The sequence below is a fragment of the Burkholderia sp. NRF60-BP8 genome (genome assembly GCF_001522585.2).
Taxonomy (GTDB): domain Bacteria; phylum Pseudomonadota; class Gammaproteobacteria; order Burkholderiales; family Burkholderiaceae; genus Burkholderia.
Genome location: NZ_CP013372.1, coordinates 2,716,466 through 2,740,659, shown reverse-complemented (window position 1 = coordinate 2,740,659; position 24,194 = coordinate 2,716,466). Strand labels below are relative to the sequence as shown.

General features: G+C 68.7%; 20 protein-coding genes. 13 read left to right on the top strand and 7 right to left on the bottom strand.

The window, feature by feature from the left end; translation table 11 throughout:
* The first annotated feature begins 35 nt into the window (after positions 1-35).
* The 6 genes from WS54_RS12705 to WS54_RS12680 all read left to right on the top strand — a co-directional run bounded on the left by WS54_RS12705 (position 36) and on the right by WS54_RS12680 (position 8,712).
* On the top strand, positions 36-866 hold the full coding sequence (locus WS54_RS12705) for a p-hydroxycinnamoyl CoA hydratase/lyase (RefSeq protein WP_059780186.1): 831 nt from the start codon (positions 36-38) through the stop codon (positions 864-866).
* Positions 867-937: 71 nt separating this feature from the next.
* Positions 938-2,386, top strand: coding sequence for an aldehyde dehydrogenase (locus tag WS54_RS12700; RefSeq protein WP_059780185.1), 1,449 nt, complete (start codon positions 938-940; stop codon positions 2,384-2,386).
* Positions 2,383-4,302, top strand: coding sequence for a feruloyl-CoA synthase (locus tag WS54_RS12695; protein ID WP_059780184.1), 1,920 nt, complete (start codon positions 2,383-2,385; stop codon positions 4,300-4,302). Before WS54_RS12700 ends, WS54_RS12695 begins: the two co-directional genes overlap by 4 nt.
* Positions 4,303-4,534: 232 nt before the next feature.
* Complete coding sequence (gene mhpT, locus WS54_RS12690; RefSeq protein WP_059780183.1) at positions 4,535-5,740, top strand: 3-(3-hydroxy-phenyl)propionate transporter MhpT; 1,206 nt, start codon at positions 4,535-4,537, stop codon at positions 5,738-5,740.
* A 65-nt stretch (positions 5,741-5,805) separates the two neighbouring features.
* On the top strand, positions 5,806-6,954 hold the full coding sequence (locus WS54_RS12685) for a porin (protein ID WP_034205865.1): 1,149 nt from the start codon (positions 5,806-5,808) through the stop codon (positions 6,952-6,954).
* 33 nt (positions 6,955-6,987) lie between these two features.
* Complete coding sequence (locus WS54_RS12680; RefSeq protein WP_059780182.1) at positions 6,988-8,712, top strand: tannase/feruloyl esterase family alpha/beta hydrolase; 1,725 nt, start codon at positions 6,988-6,990, stop codon at positions 8,710-8,712.
* A gap of 63 nt (positions 8,713-8,775) precedes the next feature.
* Here WS54_RS12680 and WS54_RS12675 read toward each other — a convergent pair whose 3' ends face one another.
* A complete protein-coding gene (locus WS54_RS12675; RefSeq protein WP_059780181.1) occupies positions 8,776-9,252 on the bottom strand; it encodes an Lrp/AsnC family transcriptional regulator in 477 nt (158 codons plus the stop codon).
* A 178-nt stretch (positions 9,253-9,430) separates the two neighbouring features.
* Between WS54_RS12675 and WS54_RS12670 the strand changes: the two genes are divergently transcribed.
* Both WS54_RS12670 and WS54_RS12665 read left to right on the top strand, forming a co-directional pair.
* Entirely contained in the window at positions 9,431-10,663 is a 1,233-nt protein-coding gene (locus WS54_RS12670; RefSeq protein ID WP_059780180.1) for a diaminopropionate ammonia-lyase, read from the top strand.
* 29 nt (positions 10,664-10,692) lie between these two features.
* Positions 10,693-11,877 (top strand): M20 aminoacylase family protein, encoded by a 1,185-nt coding sequence (locus WS54_RS12665; protein WP_059780221.1) that lies wholly within the window; start codon positions 10,693-10,695, stop codon positions 11,875-11,877.
* 52 nt (positions 11,878-11,929) lie between these two features.
* Here the strand turns inward: WS54_RS12665 and WS54_RS12660 are convergent, their stop codons facing one another.
* Positions 11,930-13,288 carry an aspartate aminotransferase family protein gene (locus WS54_RS12660; protein WP_059780179.1) on the bottom strand — a complete coding sequence of 453 codons (1,359 nt, stop codon included), beginning with the start codon at positions 13,286-13,288 and terminating at the stop codon, positions 11,930-11,932.
* A 362-nt stretch (positions 13,289-13,650) separates the two neighbouring features.
* On the opposite strand from WS54_RS12660, the gene WS54_RS12655 reads away from it, so the two are divergent.
* On the top strand, positions 13,651-15,648 hold the full coding sequence (locus WS54_RS12655) for a glycoside hydrolase family 28 protein (protein ID WP_059780178.1): 1,998 nt from the start codon (positions 13,651-13,653) through the stop codon (positions 15,646-15,648).
* A gap of 63 nt (positions 15,649-15,711) precedes the next feature.
* On the opposite strand, the gene WS54_RS12650 is transcribed toward WS54_RS12655, so the two are convergent.
* Positions 15,712-16,221 (bottom strand): GNAT family N-acetyltransferase, encoded by a 510-nt coding sequence (locus WS54_RS12650; protein WP_059780177.1) that lies wholly within the window; start codon positions 16,219-16,221, stop codon positions 15,712-15,714.
* Positions 16,222-16,487: 266 nt separating this feature from the next.
* A complete protein-coding gene (locus WS54_RS12645; RefSeq protein WP_059780176.1) occupies positions 16,488-17,138 on the bottom strand; it encodes a glycine zipper 2TM domain-containing protein in 651 nt (216 codons plus the stop codon).
* Between the two features lie 506 nt (positions 17,139-17,644).
* On the opposite strand from WS54_RS12645, the gene WS54_RS12635 reads away from it, so the two are divergent.
* From WS54_RS12635 to WS54_RS12625, 3 genes are all read left to right on the top strand, one after another.
* Positions 17,645-18,844 carry an amidohydrolase family protein gene (locus tag WS54_RS12635; protein ID WP_059780175.1) on the top strand — a complete coding sequence of 400 codons (1,200 nt, stop codon included), beginning with the start codon at positions 17,645-17,647 and terminating at the stop codon, positions 18,842-18,844.
* Positions 18,845-18,911: 67 nt separating this feature from the next.
* A complete protein-coding gene (locus WS54_RS12630) occupies positions 18,912-20,096 on the top strand; it encodes an amidohydrolase family protein (RefSeq protein WP_059780174.1) in 1,185 nt (394 codons plus the stop codon).
* 107 nt (positions 20,097-20,203) lie between these two features.
* A complete protein-coding gene (locus tag WS54_RS12625) occupies positions 20,204-20,668 on the top strand; it encodes a nuclear transport factor 2 family protein (protein ID WP_442861309.1) in 465 nt (154 codons plus the stop codon).
* Between the two features lie 37 nt (positions 20,669-20,705).
* On the opposite strand, the gene WS54_RS12620 is transcribed toward WS54_RS12625, so the two are convergent.
* The 3 genes from WS54_RS12620 to WS54_RS12610 form a co-directional block, all read right to left on the bottom strand.
* Complete coding sequence (locus tag WS54_RS12620) at positions 20,706-21,569, bottom strand: LysR family transcriptional regulator (protein ID WP_034205875.1); 864 nt, start codon at positions 21,567-21,569, stop codon at positions 20,706-20,708.
* A 160-nt stretch (positions 21,570-21,729) separates the two neighbouring features.
* Positions 21,730-22,386, bottom strand: coding sequence for a nucleotidyl transferase AbiEii/AbiGii toxin family protein (locus WS54_RS12615; RefSeq protein ID WP_236872720.1), 657 nt, complete (start codon positions 22,384-22,386; stop codon positions 21,730-21,732).
* Positions 22,387-22,414: 28 nt separating this feature from the next.
* Positions 22,415-22,894, bottom strand: coding sequence for a helix-turn-helix domain-containing protein (locus tag WS54_RS12610; protein ID WP_034205877.1), 480 nt, complete (start codon positions 22,892-22,894; stop codon positions 22,415-22,417).
* 468 nt (positions 22,895-23,362) lie between these two features.
* On the opposite strand from WS54_RS12610, the gene WS54_RS12605 reads away from it, so the two are divergent.
* Positions 23,363-24,166 carry an ABC transporter substrate-binding protein gene (locus WS54_RS12605; protein WP_034205878.1) on the top strand — a complete coding sequence of 268 codons (804 nt, stop codon included), beginning with the start codon at positions 23,363-23,365 and terminating at the stop codon, positions 24,164-24,166.
* Positions 24,167-24,194: the final 28 nt, after the last annotated feature.

Sequence of the window (24,194 nt, the reverse complement as noted above, 5' to 3'; positions counted from 1 at the left end):
ACCGAATCGCACAGGAACGAACGACAGGAACAGACATGAGCAAGTACGACAATCGCTGGCAGACCGTTGAAGTGAAGGTGGAGGCCGGCATCGCGTGGGTCACGCTGAACCGTCCCGAGAAGCGCAACGCAATGAGCCCGACGCTGAACCGGGAGATGCTGGACGTCCTCGACGCGATCGAGTTCGACGACGAGGCGAAGGTACTGGTGCTGACCGGCGCGGGCGCCGCGTGGACGGCCGGCATGGATCTGAAGGAATATTTCCGCGAGATCGACGGCGGCCCCGACGCGCTGCAGGAAAAGGTGCGCCGCGACGCATCGGAATGGCAGTGGCGCCGCCTGCGGATGTACAACAAGCCGACGATCGCTATGGTGAACGGCTGGTGCTTCGGCGGCGGGTTCTCGCCGCTCGTCGCGTGCGATCTCGCGATCGCGGCGGACGAAGCGGTGTTCGGGCTGTCGGAGATCAACTGGGGCATCCCGCCGGGCAACCTCGTCAGCAAGGCGATGGCGGATACGGTCGGGCATCGCCGCGCGCTGCACTACATCATGACCGGCGACACGTTCACCGGCGCGGAAGCGGCTGAAATGGGCCTCGTGAACAGCAGCGTGCCGCTCGCCGGCCTGCGCGACGCGACGATCGCGCTCGCCGCGCGGCTGATGGACAAGAACCCGGTCGTGCTGCGCGCCGCGAAGCACGGCTTCAAGCGGTCGCGCGAGCTCACGTGGGAACAGTGCGAGGATTACCTGTATGCGAAGCTCGACCAGGCGCAGCTGCGCGACCCGGAGCGCGGCCGCGAGCAGGGGCTGAAGCAGTTCCTCGACGACAAGACGATCAAGCCGGGCCTGCAGGCATACAAGCGCTGAGACAAGCGCCGACGCAGCCGCCGGCGTCACCGCCGGTGTAATCCCAAGAGACAGGCAAGGCAGGAGACGACATGACCGACAGACGGATGCTGATCGGCGGCGAGTGGTGCGCCGCCCGCGACGGGCGGACCTTCGACCGCCTCAACCCCGCGACGGGCGCGCTCGCGTCGCGCGCGCCGGCGGCCGGCATCGCCGACGCCGACGCGGCGATCGACGCCGCGCACCGCGCGTTCCCGGCGTGGGCGGCGCTCGCGCCGACCGAGCGGCGCCGCCGGCTGCTGAAGGCGGCCGACCTGATGGATGCGCGCATCGACGCGTTCATCGAAACCGGCGTCGCCGAAACCGGCGCGACGCCCGGCTGGCTCGGCTTCAACGTGACGCTCGCGGCGAACATGCTGCGCGAGGCCGCGTCGATGACGACGCAGATCGCCGGCGACGTGATTCCGTCCGACGTACCGGGCAATCTCGCGCTCGCGATGCGCGTGCCGTGCGGCGTGGTGCTCGGCATCGCGCCGTGGAACGCGCCGGTGATCCTCGGCACGCGCGCGCTGGCGATGCCGCTCGCGTGCGGCAACACGGTCGTGCTGAAGGCGTCCGAGGCGTGCCCGGGCGTGCATGCGCTGATCGGCGCGGTGCTTGACGAAGCGGGGCTCGGTGCGGGCGTGGTGAACGTGATCATGCACGCGGCGGCCGACGCACCGGAACTCGTCGAGCGGATGATCGCGCATCCGCACGTGAAGCGGATCAACTTCACCGGGTCGACGCACGTCGGCCGCATCGTCGCGCGCCATGCGGCCGCGCACCTGAAGCCCGTGCTGCTCGAACTCGGGGGCAAGGCGCCGGTGCTGGTGCTCGACGACGCGGATCTCGACGCGGCCGTCGACGCGATCGCATTCGGCGCATTCTTCAACCAGGGGCAGATCTGCATGTCGACCGAGCGCGTGATCGCCGCGCGGCCGATCGCCGATGCGCTCGTCGAACGGCTCGCCGCGAAGGCGCGCACGCTGGTCGCGGGTGATCCGCTGGCCGGCCGTCCGCTCGGCACGATGGTCGATGCGCGGGCCGCCGCGCGCGCGGCGTCGCTGGTCGAGGATGCGCGTGCGCACGGCGCGCAACTGCCGCTCGGCTGCCGTGTGGAAGGCGCGACGATGCAGCCCGCGATCGTCGACGGCGTCACGCGCGACATGCGGCTCTATCGCGAGGAGTCGTTCGCGCCGGTCGTCGCCATCCTGCGTGCGGATAGCGACGACGACGCGGTCGCGCTCGCGAACGACAGCGAGTTCGGGCTGTCGGCGAGCGTGTTCAGCCGCGACGTCGCACGTGCGATGGCGGTCGCACGGCGGATCGAATCGGGGATTTGCCACATCAACGGGCCGACCGTGCACGACGAAGCGCAGATGCCGTTCGGCGGCACGAAGGCGAGCGGCTACGGCCGCTTCGGCAGCCGTGCGTCGATCGCCGAATTCACCGAACTGCGCTGGATCACCGTGCAGACCGCGCCGCGGCACTACCCGATATGAGCGAGGTCACGATGAACGTCTCGCACCCCGCCGGCGGGTCGGCGGCCGACACGGGCGGCGTGCGCTATCGCGCGGCCGCCGTCGCGGTCGGCGCGGCCGAGATTCGCCGTGACGATGACGGCACCTGGTACCTGCGCTCGCGCGAGCCGCTCGGCGATTATCCGACGCGCCTCACCGACTGCCTCGTGCGCGGCGCGCAAGCGCACCCCGACCGCGTGCTGGCCGCGCGGCGCGGCGCCGACGGGCGCTGGATCGAGATCACGTACGCGCGGATGCTCGAACGCGCGCGCGCGCTCGGCCAGGGCCTCGTCGATCTCGGGCTGTCGGCCGACCGTCCGCTCGCGGTGCTGTCCGGCAACGATCTCGAGCATCTGCAGCTGATGTTCGCGGCGATGCTGGCCGGCGTGCCGTACTCGCCGATCTCGCCCGCGTATTCGCTGGTGTCGACCGACTACGGCAAGCTGCGTCACACGCTCGGCGTGCTGCGGCCGGGTGCGGTGTTCGTCGCGGAGCGCGCACCGTTCGCGCGCGCGCTCGACGCGACGCTGCCGGCCGATGCGGCGCTGATCGTCGCCCGCGATGCCGATGCACAGGAGCATGCCGACACCCGCGGCGCGGGCCGCGCGGTGCCGCTGTCGCGCCTGCTCGCCACCGCTCCGCGCACGATCGACGCGATTCACGATGCGGTCGGCCCCGACCATCTCGCGAAGATCCTGTTCACGTCCGGTTCGACGAAGCTGCCGAAGGCCGTGCCGACCACGCACCGGATGCTGTGCAGCAACCAGCAGATGCTGCGCCAGACGATGCCCGAACTCACGCGCGAACCGCCGGTGCTGGTGGACTGGTTGCCGTGGAACCACACGTTCGGCGGCAGTCACAACCTCGGCATCGCGCTGTACAACGGCGGCACGCTGTATATCGACGACGGCCGCCCGATGCCCGGCCGTTTTGACGAAACCGTGCGCAACCTGCGCGAGATCGCGCCGACGATCTACTTCAACGTGCCGAAGGGCTGGGAGGAGCTGACCGCCGCGCTCGAACGCGATGCCGCGTTGCGCGACACGTTCTTCTCGCGCGTGAAGCTGTATTTCTTCGGCGGCGCGGGGCTGTCGCAAGCCGCGTGGGATCGGCTCGACCGCGTGACCGAAGCGCATTGCGGCGAGCGCATCCGGATCATGGCCGGCCTCGGGATGACGGAGGCGTCGCCGTCGTGCCTGTTCACGACGGGGCCGCTGATGCGCGCCGGCTATATCGGGCTGCCCGCGCCCGGCTGCGACGCGAAGCTCGTGCCGTGCGGCGGCAAGCACGAACTGCGTTTCAAGGGGCCGAACGTGATGCGCGGCTACTGGCATGCCGACGTCGATCCGCGCGACGTGTTCGACGAAGAAGGCTATTACCGCAGCGGCGACGCGGGGGTCTTTGCCGATCCGGCGCGACCGGAGCTCGGGCTGCTGTTCGACGGGCGGCTCACCGAGGACTTCAAGCTGAGCAGCGGCACGTTCGTCAGCGTCGGGCCGTTGCGCGCGAATGCCGTGTCGACGGGCGCGCCGTACGTGCAGGACGTGGTCGTGACCGGGATCGATCGCGACGACATCGGCTTGCTGGTGTTTCCGCGCGTCGATGCGTGCCGTGCGCTCGCGGGGCTCGCCGCCGATGCGTCGGTGGCCGACGTGCTGCGCGCGCCGGCCGTGCGGGCGGCGTTCGCGGCGTGGCTCGCCGAGCTGAACCGGCACGCGAGCGGCGGCTCGACGTTCGTCGCGCGGATCCGGCTGATCGACACGCCGCCGTCGCTCGATCTCGGCGAAGTGACCGACAAGGGTTCGCTGAACCAGGCGGCCGTGCAGAAGCATCGCGCGGCGACGATCGATGCGCTGTACGATCCGGCGCGGCGCGATCCCGACGTGATTTACGCGTAAGCAGCACGCACGCGCGGTAACGAGCAGCAAGCAGTAACGAGCATCGACAAGCAGGCACAACGACCGGCCGGCCACGACACCGGCAGGCAATTTTGCGGCCAGTGAATCAGGTTGCCTGATAAGGGCGGCCGTTCACGCGACACCTCGCGCGCCGAACCGCCATTGGCTGGCGGCGGCGCGCGAAGGTCGTTGCAAGGCTGACCGACTACAAGACATCGGATTTGGAGACAGCATGAACACTTACGTTGCCGAAAAACCCACGGTCGCGACCACGCTCGCGCTGTGTTTCGCGATCGCACTCCTCGAAGGGCTCGACCTGCAATCGGTCGGCGTTGCCGCGCCGCGCATGGCGCGCGAATTCGGGCTGTCCGTGTCGCAGATGGGCATCGCGTTCAGCGCGGGCACCTTCGGGCTGTTGCCGGGCGCGATGCTCGGCGGGCGGCTCGCCGACCGGATCGGCCGCAAGCGCGTGCTGATCGCTTCGACCATCCTGTTCGGGCTGCTGTCGATCGCGACCGCGCAGGTCTCGAGCTTCGCGATGCTCGTCGTCGTGCGCGTGCTGACCGGCATCGGCCTCGGCGGCGCGATGCCGAACCTGATCGCGCTGTCGTCCGAAGCGGTCGAGCCGCGCTCGCGCAGCAGCGCGGTCGCGACGATGTACTGCGGGATCCCGTTCGGCGGCGTGATCGCGTCGGTGATCGGCGTGCTGCTCGCCGGCGACACCGAATGGCGGCACATCTTCTACGTCGGCGGCGTGGGGCCGCTGCTGCTCGTGCCGCTGCTGGTGTGGTTCCTGCCGGAATCGCGCGCGTATCTCGACGTCGCGGGCACGCCGGCCGCGCGCACGAGCGTCGCCCGCACGCTGTTCGGCGACGGCCGCACGACGTCGACGGTCGCGTTGTGGGTCAGCTACTTCTGCACGCTGATCGTCCTCTACTTCCTGCTGAACTGGCTGCCGTCGCTGATGGCCTCGCGCGGGCTCGATCGCGCGCACGTCGGCCTCGTGCAGATCGCGTTCAACGTCGGCGCGGGGCTCGGCGCGCTCGGCATCGGCGCGGCGCTCGACCGGATGCGCGCGTCGCGCGTGGTCGGCGGCATGTATGTCGGGATCGTGCTGTCGCTCGCCGCGCTCGCGGCCGCGCCCGGTTTCGCGTCGCTCGCGGCGGCCGCGTTCGCGGCGGGGATGTTCGTGGTCGGCGGGCAGTCGGTGCTGTATGCGCTCGCGGCGATCTACTACCCGACCGCGATGCGCGGCACCGGCGTCGGCGCGGCGGTGGCCGTCGGCCGGCTCGGCTCCGTCGTCGGGCCGCTCGCGGCCGCGACGCTGCTGGCCGCCGGCCGCAGCGCGCCCGTCGTGATCGGCGCGAGCATTCCCGTCACGCTCGTCGCAGCCTTCGCTGCCTTCGTGCTGATTCGCCGGCCGCAAGCCGGCGACTGAGGTTTCGTTTTTTCAATGCGCGCCGTCAGAGCGCGCGATTCAACAAGGTCTGGAGACGCAACGAAATGAAAACGAAGACAAGGAACGGCCTGCTGGCCGCGGGCGCGTGCTGCGCGCTCGTCGCACCGGCTGCACACGCGCAGTCGAGCGTGACGCTGTACGGGATCATCGATACGGGCGTCGAATTCGTGTCGCACGCGAACGCGGCCGGCGACCACGTGGTGCGGATGCCGGGCGTGACGGGCGAGTTGCCGTCGCGCTGGGGGCTGCGCGGCACCGAGGATCTCGGCGGCGGCTACCAGGCGGTGTTTACGCTCGAAAGCGGCTTCAACGTGCGCGGCGGCGATCTCGGGCAGGGCGGACGGCTGTTCGGGCGGCAGGCGTTCGTCGGGCTGAAGAGCGGTTTCGGCACGCTCGCGTTCGGCCGTCAGTACACGATGACCTATCTCGCGCTGCAGGGCGCGGACATCATCGGCCCCGACATCTACGGGCTCGGCTCGTTCGACGCGTACGTGCCGAACGGCCGCGCCGACAACGCGGTGACCTACCTCGGCACGTACCGCGGCGTGACGCTCGGCGCCGCGTATTCGTTCGGCCGCGACGGTGCGGGCACCGGCAACTCGCCGGGGCAAGGCACGTGCGCGGGGCAAGTGCCCGGCGACGCGGTGCAGTGCCGCAACTGGTCGGTGATGCTCAAGTACGACAGCGCGTATTTCGGCGCGGCGGCGTCGTACGAGGAGCAGCGCGGCGGCACCGGCGCGGCCGCCAACTTCTTCGACGGCGTCGCGCCCGTCCCCTTCACGAGCAGCGGCGGCAAGGACGCGCGCACGCACGTGAGCGCGTATGCGCAGGCGGGCGGCGCGAAGATCGGCGCGGGCTGGATCGGACGGCGCGTGTCGACCGGTTCGCCGGCCGCGGCCGGCGCGCATTCGGACCTGTTCTTCGTCGGTGCGTCGTATGCGGTGAGGCCCGCTTTCATCGTCGACGGCGAAGGCTACCGGATCGTCAACAGCGCGCACGACACGCGCGCGACGATGGCGACGCTGCGTGCGACCTATCTGCTGAGCAAGCGCACGGCCGTCTACGCGCAGTCGTCGTATCTGTGGAACAGCGCGCATGCCCGCTACTCGGTCAGCGGCGGTGGGCCGGGCACGACGCCCGGCGCCGGGATGGGGCAGCTCGGCGCGATGGTCGGCGTGCGGCACATGTTCTGATTCACCGGCGTGACGAACCGAACGGGAGTTATCTTGAACAGAAAATCTGCAATCCTCTGCATTGCGCCGCTGTCGGCCGCCGCCATGCTCGCCGGTTGCGGCGGCGACGATTCGATCGGTGCCGCGCCCACGCACCTGAGCGCCGCGACGCCGGCCGCGATGGCGCAGACCTGCGACGCGCTCGCCGCGAAGCTCGCGTATGTGAACACGTCGTTCACGTCGGTGACGACCGCGGCGGCCGGCGCGCTGACGGTGGCCGGCAAGCCGGTCGCCGAGCACTGCGTGATCGCAGGGAAGATGAACGAGCGCGTGAGCGCGGTGGACGGCAAGACCTATGCGATCGGCTTCGAGATGCGCTTGCCGAAAGCGTGGAACGGCCGCTTCTTCTACCAGGCGAACGGCGGGCTCGACGGCAACGTCGTGACCGCGACCGGTGAGATCGGCGGCGGCGGGCCGCTGACCAACGCGCTGAACCAGGGTTTCGCGGTGATCAGCTCGGATTCCGGGCACAGCGCCGCGCAGAATCCGCTGTTCGGCCTCGATCCGCAGGCGCGGATCGACTACGGCTACGGCGCCGTCGATGCGCTGACGCCGATGGCGAAGCAGGTGATCCGGCTCGCGTACGGCAAGGCGCCCGATCGCAGCTATTTCGGCGGCTGCTCGAACGGCGGCCGTCACGCGATGGTCACGGCGGTGCGCAACCCGGCCGACTACGACGGCATCATCGCGGGCGATCCGGGCTTCCATCTGCCGAAGGCGGCGATCGGCGAGATGTACGGCGCGCAGCAGTTCGCGAAGATCGCGTCGGCCACCGGATCGAACGGGTTGCCGGATATCCGCAGCGGTTTCAACGATGCAGAGCGCCAGTTCGTCGGCGCGAAGATCCTCGACAAATGCGATGCGCTCGACGGCGCGGCCGACGGGATGGTGCAGGACGTCGCCGCGTGCCAGGCGCATTTCAGCGTCGATGCCGATATCCCGACCTGCGCGAACGGCACGCGCACCGGCTCCTGCCTGACGCCCGCGCAGAAAACCGCGCTGGAGAACGTGTTCGCCGGGGCGCGCAACGGCGCGGGCACGGCGCTGTACGCGAGCTTTCCATACGATCCGGGCGTGGCTGCCGGCGGCTGGGCGTCGTGGAAGCAATCGGCGTCGATCACGCTCGATCCGGCCGCGATGGCGTTCACGTTCATGACGCCGCCGAAAACCGCCGCGGCGCTCGCGAACCTGCCCGGTTTCGCGCTCGGCTTCGACATGGACAACGACGCGCCGGCGATCTTCGCGACGAATGGCATGTACACGCAATCGGCGTGGTCGTTCATGACGCCGCCCGACGAGACGAACCTGTCCGCGCTGAAGGCGCGCGGCGCGAAGCTGCTCGTCTATCACGGCACGGGCGACCCGGTGTTCTCGTTCAACGACACGCGCGACTGGTACGCGCAGGTCGCGCAGGCGAACGGCGGCGATGCGTCGAGCTTTGCACGCTTCTATCCGGTGCCGGGGATGAATCACTGCTCGGGCGGGCCGGCCGCAGACCAGTTCGACATGCTGACGCCGCTCGTCGCGTGGGTCGAACAGGGGCAGGCGCCGACGGCGATCGTTGCCGCCGCGCGCGACACGACGAACGCGGTGCCGAACGCGGACGTGCCCGCATCGTGGGGTGCGGGGCGCACGCGGCCGCTGTGCCCGTATCCGCAGACCGCGCGCTACAACGGCTCGGGCGACCTGAATTCGGCGGCGAGCTTCAGTTGTCGCTGACGTAGCCGTCGATGGGAAGCGGCCGGCGCAGGCAGTCGTGCGCCGGCCGTTTCATCGCAGCGTTTACTCGCCGGCGTCGACCGGCACGTCGAGCCCGACCTTCACGCGGCTCATGCTCACCAGCGTCTTGAACCGCTTCACGTTGTTGTTCGCGAAGAACAGCTCGCGCGTGAGCGCGTTGTACTGATCCATGTTGCGCACCGCGAGGATCAGCACGAAATCCCATTCCCCCGTCACGTAGTAGCACTGCTGGATCTGCGGGCAGCGCTCGAACGTGCGCTTCATCGCGTCGAGCTGGTCGATCTGCTCGCTTTCGACCTCGACGTTCACGACGATCGTCAGCGGATGATCGACCTTGTCCGGCGCGACGACGGCCGTATAGCGCACGATCACGCCGTCTTCCGCGAGGCGCCGCAGCCGCCGGTTCACGGCGGCGGTCGACAGGTTGACGCGCGCGCCGAGCTCGGCCTGCGGCGTCTGCGCGTCGCGCTGGACTTCCATCAACAGCTTGCGATCGAACGCATCGAGCGGGGTCGTCATGATGGCGGGTCGAACCTCGAAAGAATGAGAAATTTTTGCGTATGAGCCGTCGATTTGGCGATTTCGTTCATCAGTGTACGCAATATTATTTTTCCAACCGATGGCGAGCGCAACCTGCGTCTGCCTGATCCGACTTACCCGACGGACCGTCAGCGGTCCCGCTCCGGAGCCCTTTGCCATGCTGATCGCCAACCCGCGCGCGTCGCGCACTGCCTACCCGAACGCGCTGCGCCGCGTGATGAACATCGCGTCGGCCGACGAAAGCGGCGCGTGGCTGTCGCACTGGCCGCTCGTCGGCCACGCGCGCACGCCGCTGCGCGCGCTGCCCGATCTCGCCGCGCGGCTCGGCGTCGCGAGCGTCAGCGTGAAGGACGAGTCGTGCCGCTCGCCGCTCGGCAGCTTCAAGGCGCTCGGCGCGCCGATCGCGCTGGTGCGGCTCGTGAAGCGGCTGCGGCGCACGCAGGAACTCGATCCGCGGGGGCTCGTCACCGGCCGCTATGCGTCGGCGCTGGCCGACCTGACGGTGATCAGCGCGACCGACGGCAACCACGGCCGTGCGCTGGCCGCCGCCGCGCGCGCGATCGGCTGCGGGTGCGTGATCGTGCTGCACGCGAACGTCGACGCCGAGCGCGAACGCGCGATCTCGGCGTACGGCGCGCGGATCGTGCGCATCGCGGGGAACTACGACGAATCGGTCGTCTGCGCGGCGCAGCTCGCGCAGGCGAACGGCTGGTACGTCGTGTCGGATACGTCGTACGACGGCTACGAAGCGATTCCGCGCGACGTGATGCAGGGCTACGGCGTGATCGCCGCCGAAGCGGCCGCGCAGGCGGCAGCGGACGACGGGCGACCGTTCACGCACGTATTCCTGCAGGGCGGCGTGGGCGGCCTGGCCGCAGGCGTCGCGAGCTACCTGTGGGAGCGCCACGGCGTGCAGCGGCCGCGCTTCGTCGTCGTCGAGCCGCGCCAGGCCGATTGTCTGTACCAGAGCGCGCTGGCCGGGCGCGCGACGAAGGCCACCGGCAGCGTCGATTCGGTGATGGCGGGGCTCGCGTGCGGCGAGGCGTCGCCGCTCGCGTGGGATTTCCTCGAGATGTGCATCGATCACTTCATGCTGATCGACGACGAAGACGCGGTGCAGGCGATGCGCAGCCTCGCGGCCGGCAGCGAACGCGACGTGCCGCTCGTCGCCGGCGAATCGGGCGCGGCCGGCGTGGCCGGGCTGGACGTGCTGATGCGCGACCCGGCGCTCGCGCGGCAGGTCGGGCTCGATGCGCATGCGCGAGTGCTGGCGATCAATACGGAAGGGGCGACCGCGCCGTCCGTGTACCGGAAGTGCGTCGGCGAGACGGCCGACGCGGTGCTCGCGCGCCAGCGCGCGTGGCTCGGCCGCGCGGCGGTGGCGGCCTGAACGACATGACGACCGACGAGGCGAACGCGATGGACGAAACCGACGCAATCGAAGCAAGCACGCTGCACGGCCAACTGAAGACCTGGCGCCGCCATCTGCACCGGTACCCGGAGACGGGTTTCGAAGAGGTGAACACGTCGGACTACGTCGCGCGCATCCTGACCACGCTCGGGCTCGACGTGCATCGCGGCATCGGCGGCACCGGGCTCGTCGCGAACCTGACGGCCGGCACGGGCACGCGCGCGATCGGCATTCGCGCGGACATGGACGCGCTGAACATCGCCGAGCACGCGCCGGGCCGCGAACACGCGTCGCGCACGCCGGGCAAGATGCATGCGTGCGGGCACGACGGCCACATGTCGATGGTGCTCGGCGCCGCGCAGTTGCTGGCCGAACGCAAGGATTTCGACGGCACGGTGCGCTTCATTTTCCAGCCGGCGGAAGAGCACGGCCGCGGCGCGAAGGCGATGATGGCCGACGGGCTGTTCGAGCGCTTTCCGGTCGACGCGATCTTCGGCGCGCACAACATGCCGGGCATGCGCGCGGGCACGTTCTCGACGCGTGCGGGCGGCATCATGGCGAGCGAAGACAATTTCGTGATCCGGATCGACGGGCGCGGCACGCATGCGGCGCGGCCGCACATGGGCATCGACCCGATCGTGATCGGCGCGCAGATCGTGCTCGCGCTGCAGACGATCGTGTCGCGCAATCTCGACCCGGGCCGGCAGGCGGTGGTGTCGTGCACGGAATTCATCACCGACGGGCTGCGCAACGTGCTGCCGTCGACCGTGACGATCAAGGGCGACACGCGCAGCTATTCGTGCGACGTGCAGACGTTGCTGGCCACGCGAATGCGCGAGATCGGCGAAGGAATCTGCCACGCGCACGGCGCGACCTGCACGTTCGAGTACACGCACGAGTTCGCGCCGACGGTGAACTCGCCGGAATGGGTCGAGACGGCCGTGCAGGCCGCCGCGCAGGTCGCGGGCGCCGACGCGGTGAACGCCGACGTGCAGCCGATGATGATCTCGGAGGATTTCGGCGCGTTCCTGCAGGCGGTGCCGGGCAATTTCATGTTTATCGGCAACGGCGAAGCAGCGGGGCAGGGCGGCGTGCCGCTGCACAACGCGACGTACGATTTCAATGACGACATTTTGCCGGTCGGCGCCCGGTATTTCGCGGAAGTGGCGCGGCGCGCGTTGCGGGCCGCGTAGCGGGCGGGTGGGCCCGCTACGCGCTTGCGCGAGTACCGTGCCTTGCGTCACCTCACACCAGCTCGCCCAGACACGCATCGAACTGCGCGACGAGCCGGTCGACATCGTCGGCGGTCGTTTGCGGGCACACGAGCATCATGTTGTGGAACGGCGTGATCAGCACGCCGCGATTCAGCAGGTACAGGTGCACGATGTGCTCGAGTTCGCTGTCGAGCTGCGCGCCGGCCAGCGTGCCGTTGCGCGGCGGTACGGGCGCGAACTGAAACTCGGTGCGCGCGCCGATGCGCGTCACGCACCACGGCAGCCCGTGTTTCGCGATCGCGTGTTCGAGGCCCGTCGCGAGCCGCGCGGCAAGCGCGAACATGTGCGCATACGCGGCGTCGGTCGCGACTTCGGCGAGCGTCGCGCGCATCGCATGCATCGCGAGCATGTTCGCGGTGAGCGTCGTGCCGATTCCCGAATGGCCGGGCGGCGCGTTCAGCTTCGCCTGCTTCGCGCGTTCCGCGAATTCGGCGCTGAACCCGTACACCGCGCACGGCACGCCGCCCGCGATCGGCTTGCCGACCACCAGCATGTCCGGTTCGAGACCGTGCGCGACCGCGTAGCCGCCGGGGCCGCTGCTGATCGTGTGCGTCTCGTCGATCACCAGCAGCGTGCCGTGGCGGCGCGTCAGTGCGCGTGCGGCCTCCCAGAAGCCCGGGTCGGGCAGCACCATGCCGATGTTCGTCATCGCGGGCTCGGCGAGCACGCATGCGACATCGCCGTCCTGCAGCGCCGCTTCGAGCGCGTCGAGATCGTTGAATTCGACGACACGCGTGTTCGCGAGCAGGTCGTACGACTGCCCGAGCAGGCTGTCGCGCTGCACCGGGCGGCCGTCGACGAGATCGACGAACACGTCGTCGACCGTGCCGTGATAGCAGCCGTTGAACACGACGATCGTGTTGCGGCCGGTGGCCGCGCGCGCCCAGCGCAGCACGAAGCGGTTCGCGTCGCTCGCGCTCAGCGCGAATTGCCAGACCGGCAGATGGAAGCGGCGCGCGAGTTCGCGCGACACCCAGGCGGCGTCCTCGCTCGGCAGCATCGTCGTGTAGCCGCGCGTGGCCTGCTCGGCGAGCGCGCGGGCGACGGGGTCGGGCGCATGGCCGAACATCGCGCCCGTATCGCCGAGGCAGAAATCGACGTAGCGATGACCGTCGACGTCGGTGAAGGTCGCGCCGCGGGCCTCCTTCACGTAGAGCGAGAACGGGGTCGACCAGTCCTGCATCCAGTGCAACGGCACGCCGAACAGCAAGTGCTCGGACGCTTCCGCGGACAGCGCGCGGGAAACCGGCATGGCTTCGGCGAACGCCTGGCGCTCGCGATCGAACAGCGCGCGGGCGCGGATGAGGTCGACTCCGTGGCGGGTAGGCAAAGGCAGCTCCTGGACTGTGGGAATGGACAAACGATAGCGCGGGTGGCGCGGGGCTGACCAGAGGCGAAATTACCGAGGCGGGTCGGCGGCGCACGGGCAGGAACCGTACCGTTGGAGCGTGTTGGCCGGAGAGGATTGAGCGGAAGTTTTTGCGCATAAACATACGACAACATATCTCTTGAGCCTCATTCATTGATGTGAGTGTGCGCACACATACGATACGTAACTCCATAGATAACAGGGTAAACGACAAATACATACGCCGCGCCGATCGCGTCTAGACTGCGTCATGTAGTACGACGACGTATAAATAACGATCCGCCGACCGGCGCATCGATACCCTCTACCCTGAAGGAGTGCCCATGGCCGCCCATCGCCGCCGTTCGTCTTCGTCCGCCCGATCGCCCGCGTCGAAACGGGTATCGCGCCGCGCTTTCATCGGCTGGACCGGCGCGCTCGCCGGCGGCGCGATGCTCGGCGGTCCGTTCGCGGCCACCCGGGCGCTGGCGACAGGCGCGACGCCCAATGCGCCGGCGGTCGATCTCGTGTGGGGCGAGCACGGCGCGGCGGCGCGCATCGCGGCATCGCTCGCGCACGTGTCGCGGCTCGCGCGGCGCGGGCGCGACTTCGACGTGACGCAGTACGGCGCGCGCCGGTGCGCGACGGTCGCGCAGACGTCGCCGTACTCGGCAGCGAAATCGCCGGTCAGCCCCGGTTCCGAACTGACGGTCGCGCCCGGCGCATTCGATGCGCGCCCGGCGTTTCTCGCGGCAATCGATGCATGCCGGCGTGAAGGCGGCGGCCGGGTCGTCGTGCCATCCGGCACCTGGTACTGCGCGGGGCCGATCGTGCTGCAGAGCAACGTCACGTTCCACCTGAGCGCGAACTGCACGATCTACTTCAGCCCGAACCCGGCCGATTACGCGAAGGACGGCCCGGTCGATTGCGGCGCGAACGGCCGGCTGTACTACAGCCGCTGGCAGGCGAACGATTGCCTGAACTTCGGTGCGCCCATCTACGCGCGCAACGCGACGAACATCGCGCTGACCGGCGAAGGCCCGACGTCGGTGCTCAACGGGCAGGCGATGACGCCGTTCTCCGGCAGCGGCGCGAACAGCGTGTGCTGGTGGACCTACAAGGGCTCGTCGGGCGCGTACGGCGCGGGCGCGACGGTGCCGGCCCAGAACTACGCGAACCCGAACAACGTCGACCTGCGGATCGTCGCGCCCGCGATTCCCGACGCGCTCTATGCGCTGCTGACGTCGCCCGTCACGCCGTGGCAGCAGGACCAGAACTACCTGCCCGCGCTGTCCGAGGCCGGCGTGCCGGTGGAGAAACGCATCTTCGGCCTCGGCCACTACCTGCGGCCGTGCATGGTCGAATTCATCGGCTGCACGAACGTGCTGATGGCGAACTACCAGACCCAGAACACGCCGTTCTGGCAGCACCATCCGACCGCGAGTCGCAACGTCGTGATCCGCGGCGTGACGACCAACAGCATCGGCCCGAACAACGACGGCTTCGATCCGGACGCGTGCACCGACGTGCTGTGCGAGGACTGCACGTTCAACACCGGCGACGACTGCATCGCGATCAAGTCGGGCAAGGACCGCGACACCGAATACGGGCCCGCGAAGCGGCACCTGATCCGCAACTGCACGATGAACAGCGGGCACGGCGGGATCACGCTCGGCAGCGAGATGGGCGGCGGCGTCGAGCAGATCTATGCGACGAACCTGTCGATGCTGAACGCGAACTGGCAGACCAACCCGCTGAACATCGCGATTCGCGTGAAGACCAACATGAACCGCGGCGGCTACGTGAAGGATTTCCACGTGAAGGGCGTCACGCTGCCGAACGGCGTGACGCTGAAGGGCGGCGGCTACGGCAGTGCGCTGCTCGCGGGCAGCCCGGTCAACGCGAGCGTCCCGCTCGGCGTCGTCACGCCGTCGGCCGGCAATCCGTCCGCGGCGCAGGGCGGCATCGTCACGTTCGACTGCGACTATCAGCCGGCGAACGACGCGGTGCGCACGCGCGCGCCGGTCGTGCAGAACGTGACGATCGCCGACGTGAAGGCGAGCAACGTGACGCTGAACGGCGTGAGCGCGTCGTGCTTCCAGGCGATCGTCGCGCAGGGGCCGGTCGCGTTCGACTACAACGGCACGCCGCCCGCGCCTGCGGTGCAGCCGATCTCCGGCGTGACGATCGCCAATTGCGACTTCGGCACGCCGGTGGCTTCGGGCACGCCGACGGTCACGTCGCCGGGGCCGATCTATGCGTTCAACGTGAGCGCGATGACGCTGACGAACGTGACGATCGCCGGGAAGGTCGTCAACGCGACGATCGCCGACACGCGATGAGATGACGTCACGTCGCGGCGTTCGCGTGCAACCGGTCGGCGCCTGCACGCGAACGCCGATGCGTCATGCCAGCATCTTGATCATGTAGTGCTCGTCGTAGAAGCGGTCGTCGACGCACATCGAGCGCGGCTCCGTGCCGAACCGCACGAACCCCTGCGAGGCATACAGCCGCTCCGCGGTGTGGTTGGCCTCGTTCACGCACAGCATCAGTTGGCTGCATCCCCACGCGTTCGCCGCATGCGCGGTCGCGCTGTCGAGCAGTGCCTGCGCGATGCGTTGCCCGCGATATGCGGCGTCGACGTAGACGCCCCAGATCGTTGCCTTGTGCGCGATCTTCGTGCGCGCATCGCGGCGCACGCCGGTGATGCCGACGAGCGTGTCGCCGTCGAACGCGCCGAACACCGCCTGTACCTGCGTCGGCGTGAGGCGCTTCGCGAATTCGTCGACCGGCACCTGCGATTCTTCGTCGAGCGTCGGCAGAAAGGAGGTGGGCGCGGTGTCGACCGCACGCAGGCGGACGGTCCGGAAAGAGGCGGCGTCGGCCGCGTCGAGCAGGCGGATCGTGATCGTCATCGGGGGCATTCCGGTTGAGGGACGCGCATGCCCGCGCGCGCCGCCGCGGCGGTCGCGGGATGCATCGTCCTTATCCTAACGGGAATCCGGATGTCGCGTGGCGATGCCCGGTGCGGGCGCGATCGTGAACCGGGAAGACGGTGAAGACGGCGGGGCGCGCCACCATCGACGAGGGAACGCCTGGCACATGTGCCGTTGCGCCGAACCGGCGCCCGACGCCGAAGGCTCGGCACGCGCGAGATCCGCTCACGCGCGCGCGACGGGAATCAATAGCGCGACAACTGATTGCCGTTGATCTGCACGCGGTCGCCCGGACGCAGGTTGCCCGGCGACTGCACGTCGAACGAGCGCATCGAGCCGTCGCTGACCTGCACGTCGATCCGGTAGCTGCTGGGGCCTTGCGCGGCGCCCATCTGCTGGCCGATCTGGTTGCCCGCCACCGCACCGCCGAGCGCGCCGATCACCGTTGCCGCATCGCGGCCATGACCGCGGCCGAACTGGTTGCCCACCAGGCCGCCGACCAGCGCACCGACGACGGTGCCGGCGACACCCGACGGGCCGACCGAGCCGTTGACCGGCTGGATGTTCGCGACGGTGCCGTATTGCGTGCCGTACGGGTTCGCGTATTGCTGTTGCTGATTGCCGTACTGGTCATACGGCTGCGAGCCGTACTGCGACGGGTTGCCGTATTGATCGTACGGTTGCGGCGCCTGGTTCGGATACGCCGGCTGCTGCTGCACGTAGCCCGGTTGCGAATACGCGGGCTGCGCATAGCCGGGCGTCGCGTATTGCTGCTGCTGCGGATAGCCCGGCTGCGCGCCGTAGTAGCCCGGCGCGACGCACGCGGTGAGCGGAAGCGCCGCCACGGCGACGAGCGAGGCGAACAGTACGGTCTTCGTGGAAGGCATGCGCATCATGTGTTTCCTGCATCGGCAACGTGTCCGCCGATGGATTCCCGACACGGGTGGCGAACTCGGCGTGAGTATAAGGAATGGGCGAATGCGCGTCCGGTGCGGCCGGGTAACAACGTGTAAAGTCTGTTGCCGCGTAAATCGCCGGTCGGACGGGGCGCCGAAACCCCGTCCGGCAACGCGGCGACGCGGCTTCCCGGCGCTCGCATGCGGACGACGAAGACGACGCAGGCGATACGGGCGATACGGGCGATACGGGCGATGGGTGATGCGCGGCCGCCGACCGGTCGGCCCTTTCCCCGTCGATCGCGCCCGCCGTCGCACCCGGTCCGGGGCGCCTGCGCGCCGCACATCGCGAAATCGAATGCGCGGCATCGCGACATTTAATTGGCCTCGGGCAGCGGCGTCCGATATCGTGGCCGGATTCCCTGCCAACGGTCGCGCCGCGCCGGCTGCGGTTCCTTCCCCTGTCCGCGTCGGTGTCGCGCCGCGACCACCTCCTATTCCAGGCCATGACCGAACGATTCTTCATCAATGCCGTCGACGCCGGCGGCCAACCCGTCAACCTCGTCGTCCGCGACGGCCGCTTCGCCACGATCGGCGCCGATTGCACAGCCGCGCCCGGCGCGCAGACGATCGACCTCGACGGCCGCGTCGTGCTGCCCGGTTTCGTCGACGGCCATATCCATCTCGACAAGAGCTTCGTCGGCGATCGCTGGGTGCCGCACGAACCGGCCGGCTCGCTGCGCGAGCGGCTCGCGGCCGAGAAGCGCCAGCTCGCGGCTGCGCCGCCGATCGTCGAGCGTGCGAACGCGTTGATCGCGCAGGCCGCCGCGTTCGGCACGATCGCGATGCGCAGCCACGTCGACGTCGACGCGACGACGGGCCTGTCGAACCTGCACGCGGTGATGGCCGCGCGCGAACGATGGCGCGGGATCGTCGACATCGAACTGGTCGCGTTTCCGCAGGCCGGCGTGATCACGTGCCCGGGCACCGCCGAGATACTCGATGCCGCCGTGCGCGAAGGCGCGGACGTGGTCGGCGGGATCGACCCGACGACGCTCGACGGCGACGCGGACGGCCAGCTCGACATCGTGTTCGGCATCGCCGAGAAGCGTGGCGCGAAAATCGACATCCACCTGCACGAGCCGGGAGAAACGGGCATCGCGCAACTGCTGCGAATCGCGGCGCGCACGCGCGCGGCCGGGCTCGGCGGGCGTGTGAACGTGAGCCATGCGTACGCGCTCGGCCAGGTGAGCGATGACGACGTGCGGCGTACGGCCGCGGTGTTGGCCGAAGCCGGCGTATCGATCCTGACGAATGCGCCGGGCGACTGCGCGTTCCCGCCGGTGCAACGGCTGCGCGACGCGGGCGTGCACGTGTTCGCGGGCAACGACAACATCCGCGACGCGTGGTGGCCGTACGGCAACGGCGACATGTTGCAGCGCGCGATGATGGTCGGCTACCGGTCGGGCTTCTACACCGACGAGGCGCTCGGCGTCGCGCTCGACATGGCGACGCACGCCGGCGCGCGCGCAATCGGCAAGGAGAACTACGGAATCGCGGTCGGCTGCGACGCGAGCTTCGTCGCGGTGCGCGCGCCGAATGCGGCGGCGGCCGTCGCGGGCGTGCCGGCCGAACGCTGGGTATTCCGCCGCGGCGAAAGCGATACGGACGCGCCGTTCGCGCCGTCGCTGCGCTTTACGCGCTGACCCACCCGAGCGGCGGCACGGCGCGCGCCGTGCCCGCCTTGCACCGACCGACCCGACCGGACCCGACATGACGAACCTGCTGATCCGCAATGTCCGCACGAATGCCGACGCCACGCTCGATATCCTGATCGAACGCGATCGCATCGCGCGCGTCGGCCCGTCGCTCGATGCGCCCGCCGGCTGCGCGATCGATGACGGCGCGGGCGCGTTGGCGCTGCCCGGCCTCGTCGAAGGCCATACGCACCTCGACAAGACCCACTGGGGGATGCCGTGGTATCGCAACCAGGTCGGGCCGCGCCTCGTCGACCGCATCGAGAACGAGCGCCACTATCGCGCGACGAGCGGCCATGACGCGGGCGCCGCATCGCTCGCGCTGGCGCGCGCATTCCTCGCGGCCGGCACGACGCGCATTCGTACCCACGTCGACGTCGATACCCAGGCCGGGCTGCGCCACCTGAACGGCGTGCTGGCCACGCGCGAGACGCTGCGCGGGCAGGTCGAGATCCAGATCGTCGCGTTTCCGCAATCGGGTGTCCTTAAGCGGCCGGGCACCGATGCGCTGTTGTCGGACGCGCTCGACGCCGGCGCCGACCTGCTCGGCGGGCTCGATCCGTGTGCGATCGAAGGCGATCCGGTCGAGGCGGTGGACGTGCTGTTCGCGATCGCCGCGCGCCACGGCCGCGGGCTCGATATCCATCTGCACGAGCGCGGGTCGATGGGCGCGTACTCGCTCGACCTGATCCTGCAGCGTACCGCGGCTCACGGCATGCAGGGAAAGGTCACGATCAGCCACGGTTTCTGCCTCGGCGATATCGCCGAACGCGAGCGCGATGCGCTGCTCGCGCGGATGGCCGAGCTCGGCGTCGCGATCGTCACGACTGCGCCGGCCGCAGTGCCGGTGCCGCCGGTGGCCGCGTGCCGTGCGGCGGGCGTGACCGTGATCGGCGGCAACGACGGCGTGCGCGATACGTGGACGCCGTACGGCTCGCCCGACATGCTCGAGCGCGCGATGCTGATCGGCATGCGCAACGATTTCCGCCGCGACGATGCGCTCGAAGTCGCGCTCGACTGCGTGACGCACGGTGCGGCGCGCGGCTGCGGGTTCGCGGATTACGGGCTGCAGCCAGGCTGCCGCGCGGACGTCGTGCTCGTCGATGCGCTGACGTTCGCCGAGGCCGTCGTCGCGCGGCCGGTGCGGCGTCTCGTCGTGTCGTCCGGGAAGATCGTCGCGCGCAACGGCGTGCTGGTGTGAGTGCGGGCGGCCCGCTCGGGTGCGTCAACGCGTCCGGGCGTGCATGGGCGGTGTCCTCGGTATGATCGGGCCTTCAACGATTCGACCGGGAGATCGAGATGCGACGCATGGCAGCAGGACGGACGACACGATGGATCGCGGCGGCGACGTTCGCGGTGACGGCCGCGCATGCTGCGGCCGCCGGCGCGAGCGACACGCAGCAGGAGGCCAATCGCCGGACGGTGCTGGCGTTCTATGAGAAAGGCTTGAACGAGAAGGATGCGGACGCCGCGCTCGCGTATGTCGGCGATCGCTACGTGCAGCACAATCCGAACGCGGCCGACGGGCGCGACGGTTTTCGCCAGTTCGTCGCGTTTCTGCGCGACAAATATCCGCAGTCGCACAGCGAGATCAAGCGCGCGTTCGTCGACGGCGACTACGTGATCCTGCACGTGCACGCGGTGCGCGAACCCGGCACGCGCGGCAGCGCGATCATGGACATCTTCCGGCTCGAGCACGGCAAGATCGTCGAACACTGGGACGTCAACCAGCCGGTGCCCGAGCAGGCGGCGAACGGCAACACGATGTTCTGACGCGCGGCCGTGCGGCCGGATCGGGGGCGCGTCTCGCTTACCGCCCTTCGAGTTCCAGCATCGCCGCGAGCGTCTTCGTCAGCGCGCCGACCATCGGGTCGGCCGTCGGCCGGTGCAGGATCGCGATGTCCATGTGCTCGATCGGTGCGAAGCCCTGCTTCGCGGTCAGCACCACGTGCTCGTCCGTCACCACGCGCGCGGGCAGCACGCTGATGCCGAGGCCGTCCGCGACGGCTGCCTGGATCCCGCTCAGGCTCGACGTCGTGAAGCTGATCCGCCAGCGGCGGCCGCGCTCCTCGATCGCCTTGATCATGTCGTCGCGGTACAGCCCGCGCGGCGGGAACACGACGATCGGCACCGGGTCGAGATCGATCGACGGATGCTTCGCGCTGTCGATCCAGCGCAGCTTCTCGGGCCAGCGCACGACCGCCTCGCGGCTGTCGCGCCGCTGCTTGATCAATACGAGATCGAGTTCGCCGCGGTCGTACGCGGCGCTGATGTCGCGGCTCAATCCGCACGTCACTTCGAGCTTCACCTGCGGATGCTCGCGCTTGAACGCCGCGAGCGCATGGGTCGTGCGGCCCGCCGCGAAATCGTCGGGCACGCCGAGCCGGATCGTCAGCGCGACCGTCGCGCCCGACAGCGCTTCCAGCATCTCGTCGTTCAGCGCGAGCATGCGCCGCGCATAGCTGAGCACCGTCACGCCCGCGTCGGTCGGCCGCACGTCGCGCGTGCCGCGGTCGAGCAAGCGGTGGCCGGCGATTTCCTCGAGCCGGCGCACCTTCTGGCTGACCGTCGATTGCGTCGAATGCAGGCGCGCGGAAGCCGTCGTGAAACTGCCGCAGTCGGCGACCATCACCAGCGCGCGCAACAGGTCGATGTCGAACAGGGGTCTATTCATTTTTGTACTTCTGTGAATTCGAGCATTTCGTTTTCAAATGCGTGCGACGACTTTTAACATGGCCGCCCATCGCAGGCAATCGCGGTTTCGCCGGACCCGGCGGGGGGGGCGCGACGCCACTGGCGGCGGAGATCGGGTGGGGGCGGGAGGGGCGCAAGTCTTAGCGGGCGCGCGATTTTGGTTCGGGCGTGCTGTCGGGGAGTTTCCGCAGGAACGCTTCGGCCAGTTCGACGCAATAGTCGAACGATGGCGTGTAGTCGAGTGTCCGGATGGCGTCGAAGCGCGGCTGTACGAACGCGCGATGTTCGTTGAGCAGACGCAGAAACGTGTCGCGATGCCGAACGAGGAACGCACCGGCTTCCATCAGGCTTTCCGGCTCGCGCTCGATGACCACGCACAGGTCGAACAGATCCCGCGCGGTCGGACGATCGCCGCGATGCCACATTTTCTTGGCGACGATTTCCGCGGAAGTCTCCACCTTGACGACATGATTCATCAGCATCCATTCGTCGTAGCCGGGAGACGTCAGATTCCGGCAGACGACGAAGTCGATTTCGCCGTTGAGCAGCACCAGCTTCACGAAGCTGGCGTGTTCCTCGTAGTCCATCGTGATGTCGGACGCGGCGTCGCTGATGCGGGGATTCACGTACCCGAGATACTGCGGGTCGGGTACGAAGATGTCCACGTCCTTGCTGACGCGATGGCCGTGGCGCAGCATGAGAACCGTGCCCCACCGAACGTCCAGAACGGATTCGGCATGCCGTGCTTCCGTATCTCGTCGACCAGTGTCAGCGCGTGGCGAAAAAGACCCTGCCACGGTCCGTCGGGCAACGTGGATGGTGCGGTCATACCCATACCTCCCGATACAGATGGAGATCCTTCGACCACGCGGCAAGGTTTTTCCAGATGGTCCGAAGCGGGGTGCCCGAGCGCTCGGCGGCTTCCTCGGCCGCTTTCACGACGACAGGCAGCGGCACTTCGTCGAGGATGACGGAGAACTGCGATTCGTATCCTTCAGGAATCCGTCCGGTGGTCAATGCGTCGGCCAGCAGTCCTTCGGTCAATTCGCCCTTGTAGCTCACGTTCGCACTCACGACGGCCTTGTGGAGACCGTTTTGAGCCTGCCGCGGCAGCGCCAGGAGTTCGATGCCGAGCACGCTGAGCAACGGGATGAGCTTGTTGATGCCGAGATCCTTCACCTTACCGCTTTCGAGCTGGTTGATGGTAAGACGAGACAGCCCGGCGAGCTTGGCAAGTTGGGCCTGCGTGAGATCGAGTTCGGCTCGCCGCCTGGCGATGGCCTGACCGATTTCATAGAGTTGCATGTTCACCTCCCCACGCGGATTCGTCGCGCTTCAATGTAAAGTATATATTACATTTTCGACCGGGTTACTGCCTCCCAGGGAGTTTTCAAGGCGGTATAGGTCGCATCGTGATTTCGCTGAGGCACGCCTCGTTCGAGGCGTCGCTCAGATCGCATATATAGACATCATTGCCCCGTGGACATCCGGAAAAACGCCCGCTATGGGGGACGCGCGACGCACAGGGTAAACACCCTGACAGTCCCGTAAATCGGCCATAAATAAAGCGTCGCCCCGTCTTTCCGCGTCCGCTGGACCTCCATCCATCCTGTCTCCGCTTCCTTCCGCTTGCACTCGGAAATCTGGCGGTCTAGACTGCATCGCAGTTTCATCGAAGTCCCCCGTCTTTCGCGCCTCGCGCCGGCAGTCCGTCGCGGCGCCTTCACCGGACGCCGGCGTCGCCCGCCGCGTCGAGACTTTCAAGGACACGCCATGAACCGTATCGCCAAGTTCCTCGTTACCGCGCTGGCGTTCGCGCCGCTCGCATCGTTCGCGCAGGACACGTCGACGATCCGCTGGGGTATCGATCCCACGTATCCGCCGTTCGAGGCGAAGCAGCCCGACGGCTCGCTCGCCGGTTTCGACATCGACCTGCGCAATGCGATCTGCGAGCAACTGCATGCGAAGTGCGTGTGGGTCGAGCAGGGCTTCGACGGGATGATCCCGGCGCTGCGCGCGCGCAAGTTCGACGTGATCATGTCCGCGATGACGGCCACCGACGAGCGGCTCAAGCAGATCGACTTCTCGAACAAGCTGTATGCGTCGCCGGGCGCGCTCGTCGCGCCGGTCGGCTCGAAGCTGCTGCCGACCGCCGCGTCGCTCGCCGGCAAGCGCGTCGGGATCGACCAGGGCACGACGCAGGAGGCGTACGCGAAGGCCGAATGGGCGACCAAGGGCGTGACGATCGTCTCGTACCAGAATCAGGACCAGGTGTATCAGGATCTCGTCAACGGCCGCCTCGACGCGACCTTCCAGGACAAGACGCAAGCCGGCTACTCGTTCCTGAAGACGCCGCGCGGCAAGGGCTACGCGTTCGCGGGCCCGGACGTGACCGACGTGCGGATCACCGGCTACGGCGTCGCGATGGGCATACGCAAGGGCGACGCCGACATGAAGAAGCGGCTGAACGACGCGATCGCCGCGATTCGCGCGAACGGCACGTACCAGAAGATCGCCGCGAAATACTTCGACTTCGACATCTACGGCGCGAAGCAGCAACTGACTTCGGCGCCGTGACCCCGTGACCCATTCGATCGACAGGTAC

Bases quoted from the DNA above. Each gene is read 5' to 3' on its own strand.
- WS54_RS12650 (WP_059780177.1), bottom strand. From the start codon at position 16,221: ATGACGATCACGATCCGCCTGCTCGACGCGGCCGACGCCGCCTCTTTC.
- WS54_RS12605 (WP_034205878.1), top strand. From the start codon at position 23,363: ATGAACCGTATCGCCAAGTTCCTCGTTACCGCGCTGGCGTTCGCGCCG.
- WS54_RS12705 (WP_059780186.1), top strand. From the start codon at position 36: ATGAGCAAGTACGACAATCGCTGGCAGACCGTTGAAGTGAAGGTGGAG.
- WS54_RS12695 (WP_059780184.1), top strand. From the start codon at position 2,383: ATGAGCGAGGTCACGATGAACGTCTCGCACCCCGCCGGCGGGTCGGCG.
- WS54_RS12685 (WP_034205865.1), top strand. From the start codon at position 5,806: ATGAAAACGAAGACAAGGAACGGCCTGCTGGCCGCGGGCGCGTGCTGC.
- WS54_RS12630 (WP_059780174.1), top strand. From the start codon at position 18,912: ATGACGAACCTGCTGATCCGCAATGTCCGCACGAATGCCGACGCCACG.
- WS54_RS12645 (WP_059780176.1), bottom strand. From the start codon at position 17,138: ATGATGCGCATGCCTTCCACGAAGACCGTACTGTTCGCCTCGCTCGTC.
- WS54_RS12625 (WP_442861309.1), top strand. From the start codon at position 20,204: ATGGCAGCAGGACGGACGACACGATGGATCGCGGCGGCGACGTTCGCG.
- WS54_RS12620 (WP_034205875.1), bottom strand. From the start codon at position 21,569: ATGAATAGACCCCTGTTCGACATCGACCTGTTGCGCGCGCTGGTGATG.
- WS54_RS12655 (WP_059780178.1), top strand. From the start codon at position 13,651: ATGGCCGCCCATCGCCGCCGTTCGTCTTCGTCCGCCCGATCGCCCGCG.
- WS54_RS12665 (WP_059780221.1), top strand. From the start codon at position 10,693: ATGGACGAAACCGACGCAATCGAAGCAAGCACGCTGCACGGCCAACTG.
- WS54_RS12610 (WP_034205877.1), bottom strand. From the start codon at position 22,894: ATGCAACTCTATGAAATCGGTCAGGCCATCGCCAGGCGGCGAGCCGAA.
- mhpT (WP_059780183.1), top strand. From the start codon at position 4,535: ATGAACACTTACGTTGCCGAAAAACCCACGGTCGCGACCACGCTCGCG.
- WS54_RS12670 (WP_059780180.1), top strand. From the start codon at position 9,431: ATGCTGATCGCCAACCCGCGCGCGTCGCGCACTGCCTACCCGAACGCG.
- WS54_RS12635 (WP_059780175.1), top strand. From the start codon at position 17,645: ATGACCGAACGATTCTTCATCAATGCCGTCGACGCCGGCGGCCAACCC.
- WS54_RS12675 (WP_059780181.1), bottom strand. From the start codon at position 9,252: ATGACGACCCCGCTCGATGCGTTCGATCGCAAGCTGTTGATGGAAGTC.
- WS54_RS12700 (WP_059780185.1), top strand. From the start codon at position 938: ATGACCGACAGACGGATGCTGATCGGCGGCGAGTGGTGCGCCGCCCGC.